Genomic DNA, 9521 nt, shown 5'->3' on the forward strand with positions numbered 1-9521 from the left:
TTTAGTGTCCTTGTAGAGCTTCTAGAAGGGAGCCAATTCTTTGAATCGAAATCGAAATAAAAATGTACAGTTAACCATTTTATTGCTTTTTTGCTTACTGGTCATTCTTATTGTCCATGCGCTTCTTCATATTAGAATTTACTTTGTATACAGTACAGGTCTTGGTCCTATTTTTTTAATAGGCTTGATTATTTTCCTAATTGCTTTACTATATTTCAAAGGGTAAAAACACGGTGAGATAAGGTTTGAAAGAGCTTTAACTCGAAGCAACAATATTTGTGACCATGATGTGGGGAAAAATCGACTACTATTTTTACGTATTAACAGAAAGTATATTGTATTAACACTTGTCAAATGGTAAAATATAGCTCAATTGTTAAGGAAAGCATCTACAAAAAAATGTAGATGTTTCTTTTTGTGCCTGTTCCATCGTTCTAAAACTCATAATGAGAGGTGACGGATTAAGAGAATGAGCTCGAAAAAACAAAAATCAGTTCGTGAACACAAAGATTATCAAGCAGAAGTTGAGCGCTTAGAGTTTACAAAGGAATATATTAAAAGCGTATTGGAAATGTCGAAGGGAAATAAAGAACAGTTCGTTGAGAATTTGAAAGAAGCCTTTGCTGAACTGGATACATCAGATAGTAGTTTAAGCTACATGACCCTACTGACGAATGCTCAATTTTTAGAATTGGCCGAGAGTGAATTGGAAAGGTTAGCAAGCGTCATCGGCAAACCGTACTTTTCTAGAATAAATTTTACAAACAGTGGTGACTCCGAAGAAGAGATTTTATATATCGGAAAAGCCTCACTGTTTGACCGTGTGAATCAGATCCCCATTATTGTCGATTGGCGGTCTCCGATTGCAAATGTTTACTATGATGGCCGTCTTGGGAATGTTACTTATAACGCATATGGGGAAACACAAAGTGGTTATTTATCGCTAAAGCGACAGTATGAAATCGAGAATGGATTATTAAAAGAAATTAGAGATATCGATTTAACCACACATGATGAATTATTGCAAAAATCCTTATCTGGAAAAGCAGATAATCGACTAACCGAGATTGTAGCGACTATCCAAAATGAGCAAAATGAAGTGATTCGAGCTTCTCTAAAACACCCCATAATCGTTCAGGGAGCTGCTGGAAGTGGAAAAACAACCATTGCACTCCATAGAATTTCCTACTTTCTCTACTCTTCTGGATATCGATTTCCTCCAGAAAAATTAATGATTCTTGCACCTAATAAATTATTTATCGATTATATTTCCGCCGTTCTGCCTGATTTAGGTGTAAATAAAATAAACCAAACTACCTTTATTGAATTTATGAGAAGGTGTTTAGACAAGAAAATAAAATTAATATCTCCGAATTCAAAATTAATGGCCCTTATTAATGGTAATGAAAAATCAAAATCGATCCAATGGGTTTCTAGTTATAAAGGATCTCTGGAATTTAAGGAGTTAATCGAGCACTATTTAAAAGAAATTGAGTTTAATTTGGCACCTTGTGAGGATTTTATCATTGAAAAATCACGGTTAATGAGAGGGGGAAAACTCAAAAAACTATTTATACAAGAATTTCAATACTTACCTATCTATAAGAGATTGGATAAAATTAAAAATCTATTAGCAAATGATTTAAGAATAAAAAAATCGATGATTCTTTCTAAAATTAATAGCAAATATGACGATGCTTTAGAAAAGCTCCTTTTTAGCAGCAGGATAAATTCAGAAAAGAAAAGGGAAAAAGTAGTCTTTCTCATGGATTCAAAAGAAAAAAGAATCAGTACAGTGGAGCAGGAGTCAAAGGTTGCCATAAAAAATTATATGAATTCTTTTGTTAAAAAAGATATTTTTACATTATACAAAGAACTAATGACGTCGCCTGAACTTTTGAAAAAGTATTCCCCTACACTTTCAGAGAGTGAATGCAAGAGGTTAAGTAACTATTGTCAAAGGATTTTTAATAAAAAGGCGCTTGAACTTGAGGATTTAGCTCCGTTATTTTATATGAAGGCGAAATTAGAAGGTATAGAAGAACAATATAAAATGAAAAGTATTTTCATTGATGAGGCCCAGGACTATAGTTATTTCCAATTTGCCGCACTTAAAGAAGGTTTTGAAACAGAGTTGTTTACGATCGTGGGAGATTTAGCCCAAGGGATTCATTCCTATCGAGGATTAAATAGTTGGGAACCACTAGTAAATGATATTTTCCCAAATGCTAATTATCAATCATTGCAGAAGAGTTATCGAACGACGGTCGAGATTATGCACTTAGCAAACGACATTCTTTCTATCATGGATAAAGACTTGCCAAAAGTAGAACCAGTCATTCGACATGGGGACAAACCACTTTATACGAAAATCGACCCTGCCAATCCGGAACAGGTAAAAGAGATACTTGAACATGATATTCATGTACTCAAAGAGGAAGAGCTTAACTCGATTGCGATAATTGGAAGAACCGACAAAGAGTGCTTACGAATACATAATATGTTGGAAAATAGCAATCTTCCAACTCAGCTATTGAAAGAAAAAGAAGATATGAAAAAGGGATGCGTAGTGATTCTCCCTTCGTATCTTTCAAAAGGATTGGAATTTGATGCCGTACTGATTCTTACCTTGGAAGAATCGTACAGTGAAGAAGAGTTAGACATCAAATTGTTATATGTAGCCATGACTAGGCCGATGCATAGGTTGTATTTATACGCGAGTGCGCCATCGGAATTATTATTAAATAAAGTTACATCCGTACATTTTGATACAAAGGACCATGGGGACGGTTCTAGTAGTCGGCACTAACTCATTTAAAGCCATGAGAACCGTTCCTGTGGAGAAAGGGTAACCAATGAATGGTGGTTTTTGGGTTATAAACTATAATATTTGCTTAAAGGAATTTCAGAAAATAAGTACAAAGTGCTTGGAGGACTAGAAATGCAAAAGCTGACGTCTTTATTTCATAAGAGAATAGGTATGCCAAATAACGAAACAATTACCTTTGAAAAATTAGCGGAGGTCCTTGAAAAAACAGCACAAAATATCCCGTTTGAAAATTTATCTATCATTGAAAACAAAACACGGAAGATTACTAAGGAAAACTTAATGAGCAGAATAGTAGAAAGAAATGAAGGCGGCCTTTGTTATGAATTAAATCCGCTTTTCTATTTCTACCTAATTGAAAATGGGTTTAATGCAGTCCTAACAGACGGTGTTGTCTATAATCAAGCTGCGGAAGAGTATCTTCAAATTGGAAGGACGCATGTAACAGTGCTTTTATATCATGATGAACAAACGTATCTAATTGACACGGGCTTTGGAGGGAATTTACCATTAAAACCTGTTCCGTTATCCGGAGAGACCATTTCTTCTTATAATGGGGAGTTTCGAATAAAAAAAGTAAATCATGAATATGGGGACTATTGTTTAGAGATGAAATTAAAGCATAAAGATTCAGATTGGAAAAATGGTTATGTATTTGATTCCCAGAAGCCTATTGATGATGCAGCGAATTTGAATGCAATCCAAACAATTATTACCGAACACCCGAAATCACCATTTAACAAACATCCATTGGTAACTCGACTTACCCATAATGGAAACATCACCTTAACAGATACCTCATTTACCCAATGGGCTGACGGAGTTGTATCTAAAGAGAACATTGATAATGTGAAATTCAAAAAGTTGGCAAAATTACATTTTGGGTTGTAAAACAAAATGAGATTTTCGGTGGAACGGACTAAACAAACACAATTGGCGAACAGTGACAGTCACTGTTCGCCAATTGTTTCTTATTGCTCCATTTTGAAAACTTGATCTCAAAATTCAAACTTGTTGGACAATAATTATAACCCTAATATTTCAGCCAATTTCGATTGGTCAAATCCAAGGATAACTTCTTCACGATCATCGTCTTTTATAATGGTTGCTGGTGTAGCTGCAGCACCTAGTTGAATAAGTTCTTGAAGATATTGATCATCTTTACGGATGTCTCTTTCTTCAAATTCAATCCCATTTTCTTTTAACCATAGTTTTTCGGCATGGCAAGGCGGGCATGTTTCTTGAGAATATATAATCACTTTTTTCATTTTATTACCTCCACTTCATTAAAGTTATTGTACAATGAATTCTGTTTCTATGGGTACAATTATATACGGAAGATATAAAAACGCGATTAAGGTTAATATTTTTTTAAAAATTATTGAATCTTATCCACTTCCGAATTAACATGGCTTCCACAACAAAAGACCATATCTTTATCTTCTCTTATAAAAATTTCTGACTATATAATGACTTGAACGATGCAATTAATAATTTGGAAAAGGCCTAACCTTTCTATAAAAAGGTAGGTCATTTTTTATGTTAGATACCAATTTAATGTGGAGGCAGCTTTAAAAAGCACTAGTAAATAAAAATGTTGATTTTTATCTATAGTGTCAAATTAAGGTATTATTGTAGAATGTTTAAAAAAAGTAATGATACCCTTACTTGCAACATAGGAGAAAGTAGAATTGATGGAATTCCACATATAAAAGCGTTTCCAAACTTATATTTTTGCAGATAGAAGTTGCAAAAACATGTACTAAACTTTTCCAACATTACAAAATATAATCAAAGTATGAAAGGGGTTACAATCCATGAAAGAACGGACACAACGAGTATTTACAAGACTATTAACCGTAAATGCGTATCTAACTTTTGAGGATTTAAGTAAGGAATTCTATATCAGTGAACGTACTTTGCGAAACGAATTAGTGCTGATCAATCAGTATCTGGCTGAAAATAATTATCCGATAGTTACGTCAGCAAGAGGAAAAGGATTGAAATTTGGCTTATCTGATCAAGAACGTGCTAAACTGCTGGCGCAAGTCGGTGATGATAGGGAAAAAGATTATTATCGGCCTAATGAACGTTTTCTTGCCTTGCTTTTAGATATTGTCGATACTCGAAAAACCACCGTGTTATATGAAATGGAAGAGAAGCTACAGGTATCTAAAAGTACTTTGGATGAGGATATGCGAAAACTACGTCAGTTCCTAAAGGATTATGCCATTCATGTTGTAAGCTTACCAAAGCAAGGGATTGTATTGCAAGGTGATGAGCGGTCCATACGTTCCATGTTGTATGACGTGATGAATAGTATGACCGTTATTGATCACTTACTGGGATATAAAGATCCAGAGGCCGTGATCTCCTATGCAGAAAAATTTGTTCTAGAATACTTGAATACCAGTGTATTAGAGGTAATCGGAGAATATTTTGATGAAGTATTGAGCAGCTCCAGAGTAGAGATTAATTATGTGTATCGAAATCAGATTATTCTATTTTTAGCCGTTTGGGTAAGGCGTATCCATGAAGGAAGTACCGTTAGTGAGTTAACAAGAGTTAGAGCGGAGATAAAAGAAGGTCTGATTAGAAGTTTTGTCGATTCGATTTGTATGGAGTTTTGTTTATATCCCTCACTAAATGAAATTAAATATATTACCTTCACGATTGAATCGTTCAATCCCAAAGATATGAATAATTCATTTGATTGGGTGACTGCACAATTATTAGCGATTCAATTAATTGAGCATGTGGAGAAGGTAACGGGAATCCCTTTTTCTCGAGGAGAAGAAGATTTGTATGAAGGTTTATATAAGCACATCACAGGCTTATTAAGCAGGGCAAAGAATGATTTACAGGTATTCAATCCATTAAAAGACACCATTAAAGAATCCTCAGCAGAGATTTATCAAGCCGTCTCTTGTTTTAGTAAGCAAATAGAGGAATATACAAAAAAACCATTATCAGAAGACGAGAAAGGATTTTTGACCATTTACTTTTCTACTTCTGAAAGCCGGATGAAGCAAGAGGAACGATATGTATACCAAGCCGTTGTGCTATGTAACCATGGCATTTCAACTGGAAAGCTGCTAGCAGCGAATTTAAAAGAGCAATTCAATATCGAAATTGTAGCGGTTTTGAGTTCGAATGAATTAGATTTTATTAACAAGCTGGATGTAGATTTGATTTTTACCACGATTCCGATAGAGTATCCGAAAAAACCGGTTTTATTACTAAATCCCATTTTACGTGAAAGTGATAAAAAAGAAATCGAAGCTTTTTTACTCAGAAATAAAGAGAAGAGAAGGACCATTTCAGAAAAATTAGATGCCACAAAATTGTTCCAGGATGTTCTTTCGTTGATTGTAGACAGTGGCGGTAAGGTCACACAAGATCATTATAAGAAAGTGGAGGAAACGTTTAAAGAACATTACTTGAAAATTAATACAAGGGAGATTCAGCCAATGTTACAGGATATTTTAAAGAATTCCAACATTTTACTCAATGAGGAATGCAATGATTGGAAGGAAGCGATCACTAAGGTTGGACAGATCTTAGAATCAGAGGAAGTCATTGAAAAGCGGTATATCGACGCAATGATCAAATCGGTCGAAGAATTTGGGGCATATATCGTAGTTGGGAAGCATTTGGCATTAGCACATGCCCGCCCAGAAGATGGTGTCAATAAACTGGGAATTAGTGTGATGACGTTAAAGGAACCAGTGAATTTTGGTAATCCAGATAACGATCCCGTAAAAATTGTTTTTTGTTTAGCAGCTGTTGATTCTTATTCCCATCTAAATGTGATGAAAAATCTAATTGAGTTAATTAATGATGAAGAAAAACTAGAAAAGTTAATCTCTGCAACCAATGAGAAATCGTTTAACCAGGTGTTATATGGAAATGAGGTAGTGAAATAAAAGGCTATAATAGCACCAAATAAATAGATAGGAAAACAAAAAAATGATTGATTAAAGGAGAGAGTGAAATGAAAAAAGTAAATATCTTATTCGTATGTGGAGCAGGTTTAGGAAGTAGTTTTGCATGTCAAATGTCGGCGGAAGATGTGTTAAACAAGTTAGGTGTAAATGCCAAATTGGATCATAGTGATATTTCGTCAGCAGTATCAGCAAGACCGGATATTATTATTACGGCACAAAATTTCCAATCGCAATTTGAGAAGTTCTCCATTGATCCGAATCAAACAACGATTGTTTATTTGAGAAATATTGTCTCTAAACAAGAAATAGAAGAAAAAATCACACCTGTGTTAAAGGAAAGAGGAGTGTTAGTTTAAAAAAATAAGAGAGAGATGGAGGGACAAAAATGGGCGTAGTAAACTTTATCATCCAAAATATCCTGACACAAGCATCCGTCACCATCGCGTTAATTGCTATGTTGGGATTAATTTTGCAAAAGAAATCAGTTGGGCAAGTGATATCTGGTTCGCTAAAGACGATGTTAGGTTTTCAGGTGTTGTCAGCCGGTTCTAGTATTATCGTTGGCAGTTTAACCTATTTTGGTAAGATTTTCACCGAAGGTTTCCATATGCAAGGGATCATTCCTTCGATTGAAGCTATTAATGGTCAAGCCATGAATGACTTAGGTTTAGGACGTGATATCGCATTAACTTTCTTAGCTATCTTTGTTTTTAATATTTTAATAGCGCGGTTCACGAAATGGAAATACATCTTCTTAACTGGTCAGGCTGTTCTTTGGATGGCCACGATGACAACGGTGTTTGGTTACTTTGCAGGTTTACGTGGTGTTGCATTAATTTTAGTAGGCGGTTTCATTGGAGGAGTTTTTGCGGTAGCGATGCCGGCGATTGCACAACCATTTGTTCGTAAGATTACGGGAATGGATGATATAGCATTAGGCCATTTTTGTACGATTGGGTATGTGTTTGAAGCAGGTGTAGCCAAACTTGTTGGTGAAAAAGGGGAAAAGAAAAAATCAGTTGAAGATCTGAAATTACCTTCCCAATTAGAGTTTCTACAAGATACGTATCTATCAGTGATGGTCGTTATGGTTCCGCTTTTTATCATTACGGCAGCGTTTGCAGGTGAAAGCTTCGGGTCTACCTTATCCGGAAATACGAACTATTTAATGTTTGCGTTCTTACAAGCGATTCAATTTGTAGTCGGGGTATATGTATTATTAGCAGGGGTTCGCTTATTGCTTGGTGAAATTGTTCCGGCATTTAGAGGAATTGCGATGCGGTTGGTTCCAAATGCGATACCTGCATTGGATTGCCCAGTTTTGTTTCCATATAGTCCAAATGCCGTTATCCTAGGGTTCATCACAACGACGATTGGTTCCATTATTGCGATGTTTGTATTGCCTGCCTTTGGTTTAGCGATGATCTTGCCAGGTATGTTAACAGCCTTCTTCGCCGGTGGTACAGCTGGGATCTTTGGTAACCTAACAGGCGGACGCCGCGGTGCCATTATTGGCGGGATTGTTCATGGTTTCTTCATTACATTATTACCAGCACTGTTAGTAACAATCTTTAATTCGATGGGATTTGTCAATGCCACAGCGACAGATGTAGATACCGTATCAGCTGCTTTACTTTATGCATGGCTTATTGGTCCCCTTTTAAAAGCATTCTAAGATTAGGAGGTTCAGGTAATGTTTGGATTTGGTAAGAAGAAAGTGAAACAACCGAAAAGAGATGCACCAGAAGAAATCATGTTAACGGAAGAACGTAAAGAAGAACTATTAAGTACCATCTCTTTAAAAATAGAAGAAGTAGATCAAGTTGCTGGAGAGGAACGAGCGAAAATTTTTGAAGAGATTGGCTTAGCGTATCAAGAACTTGGTGAAGAAGATCAGGCGATCGCTGCGTTTGAAAATAGTATTTCTGCGAAAAAATCTATAGGCGCTGGTTATAAAGCCTTATTAAAGCTGTATAACCAAAAGCGTGCACAAGCAGCAAAAGCAAATGATGAAGAATTATTACAGGTGTATCTAAGAAAAATGGATCAAATGATGCAAATTTCTAAAGATGTGACGCGTGGCGTGCGCTAGGAAGAAAAATAAAGAATAGTAGAAAGGAAGATGAAATTTCATGTACACTACATTAAAAGAGGTAACACGTAGAGCTGAGGAATTGAATTATACGGTTGGGGCATTTAATACACATAATTTGGAAATGTTGCCAGATATGATACGGGCAGCAAAAGAGCTTGGGGCACCAATTATTATTCAAACCAGTATTGATACGGCGAAATATATCGGTCATGAAAACTTAGTTGCCGTATGTGAGTCTATGGCTACTAAAGAAATGGTAGATGTGGTATTGCATTTGGATCACGCAAGAGATTTTGATGACATTAAAGAAGCAATCGACAAAGGTTATACTTCCGTGATGTATGATGGCTCGCATCTACCATTTAAAGAGAATATCATGAAGACAAGTGCAGTAGTAGAATATGCACATAAACATGGTGTTTCAGTAGAGGCTGAATTAGGGACAATCGGCGGTACGGAAGAGGGAATTCATGTAGATGAAGATAAAAAGGTTTATACGGATCCAAGAGATGCAATCGAGTTTGTTAGAGCAACAGGGGTAGATGCGTTGGCCATTGCAATTGGTACAAATCATGGACAATATAAATCTAAAACGGAAGTAAATATCCCCCTATTAAAAGAAATCAATGAGGTAGTAGATGTACCTTTAGTT

General features: G+C 35.7%; 9 protein-coding genes. 8 read left to right on the forward strand and 1 reads right to left on the reverse strand.

The window, feature by feature from the left end:
* Positions 1-40: 40 nt before the first annotated feature.
* The 3 genes from V7137_RS28540 to V7137_RS28550 all read left to right on the forward strand — a co-directional run bounded on the left by V7137_RS28540 (position 41) and on the right by V7137_RS28550 (position 3718).
* Complete coding sequence (locus tag V7137_RS28540) at positions 41-226, forward strand: hypothetical protein (protein WP_335701188.1); 186 nt, start codon at positions 41-43, stop codon at positions 224-226.
* Between the two features lie 243 nt (positions 227-469).
* Positions 470-2809, forward strand: a complete 2340-nt coding sequence (gene helD / locus V7137_RS28545; protein ID WP_335701189.1) for an RNA polymerase recycling motor HelD — start codon at positions 470-472, stop codon at positions 2807-2809.
* 132 nt (positions 2810-2941) lie between these two features.
* On the forward strand, positions 2942-3718 hold the full coding sequence (locus V7137_RS28550; protein WP_335701190.1) for an arylamine N-acetyltransferase family protein: 777 nt from the start codon (positions 2942-2944) through the stop codon (positions 3716-3718).
* 134 nt (positions 3719-3852) lie between these two features.
* Here V7137_RS28550 and V7137_RS28555 read toward each other — a convergent pair whose 3' ends face one another.
* A complete protein-coding gene (locus V7137_RS28555; protein ID WP_335701191.1) occupies positions 3853-4095 on the reverse strand; it encodes a glutaredoxin family protein in 243 nt (80 codons plus the stop codon).
* 549 nt (positions 4096-4644) lie between these two features.
* Here V7137_RS28555 and V7137_RS28560 point away from each other — a divergent pair.
* The 5 genes from V7137_RS28560 to V7137_RS28580 all read left to right on the forward strand — a co-directional run.
* Positions 4645-6753, forward strand: a complete 2109-nt coding sequence (locus V7137_RS28560; protein WP_335701192.1) for a BglG family transcription antiterminator — start codon at positions 4645-4647, stop codon at positions 6751-6753.
* A 68-nt stretch (positions 6754-6821) separates the two neighbouring features.
* Positions 6822-7130, forward strand: coding sequence for a PTS sugar transporter subunit IIB (locus V7137_RS28565; protein ID WP_335701193.1), 309 nt, complete (start codon positions 6822-6824; stop codon positions 7128-7130).
* A 29-nt stretch (positions 7131-7159) separates the two neighbouring features.
* On the forward strand, positions 7160-8449 hold the full coding sequence (locus tag V7137_RS28570) for a PTS sugar transporter subunit IIC (RefSeq protein WP_335701194.1): 1290 nt from the start codon (positions 7160-7162) through the stop codon (positions 8447-8449).
* Positions 8450-8467: 18 nt separating this feature from the next.
* Entirely contained in the window at positions 8468-8866 is a 399-nt protein-coding gene (locus tag V7137_RS28575) for a tetratricopeptide repeat protein (RefSeq protein WP_335701195.1), read from the forward strand.
* Between the two features lie 40 nt (positions 8867-8906).
* A partial coding sequence (locus V7137_RS28580) for a class II fructose-bisphosphate aldolase (RefSeq protein ID WP_335701196.1) occupies positions 8907-9521 on the forward strand: 615 nt, incomplete at its 3' end.

The organism is Neobacillus drentensis, assembly GCF_036962765.1.
Taxonomy (GTDB): domain Bacteria; phylum Bacillota; class Bacilli; order Bacillales; family Cytobacillaceae; genus Neobacillus; species Neobacillus drentensis_C.

Excerpts from the sequence above, each read along its gene's own strand:
- helD (WP_335701189.1), top strand. The coding sequence starts at position 470 with ATGAGCTCGAAAAAACAAAAATCAGTTCGTGAACACAAAGATTATCAA.
- V7137_RS28550 (WP_335701190.1), top strand. The coding sequence starts at position 2,942 with ATGCAAAAGCTGACGTCTTTATTTCATAAGAGAATAGGTATGCCAAAT.
- V7137_RS28555 (WP_335701191.1), bottom strand. The coding sequence starts at position 4,095 with ATGAAAAAAGTGATTATATATTCTCAAGAAACATGCCCGCCTTGCCAT.
- V7137_RS28560 (WP_335701192.1), top strand. The coding sequence starts at position 4,645 with ATGAAAGAACGGACACAACGAGTATTTACAAGACTATTAACCGTAAAT.
- V7137_RS28565 (WP_335701193.1), top strand. The coding sequence starts at position 6,822 with ATGAAAAAAGTAAATATCTTATTCGTATGTGGAGCAGGTTTAGGAAGT.
- V7137_RS28570 (WP_335701194.1), top strand. The coding sequence starts at position 7,160 with ATGGGCGTAGTAAACTTTATCATCCAAAATATCCTGACACAAGCATCC.
- V7137_RS28575 (WP_335701195.1), top strand. The coding sequence starts at position 8,468 with ATGTTTGGATTTGGTAAGAAGAAAGTGAAACAACCGAAAAGAGATGCA.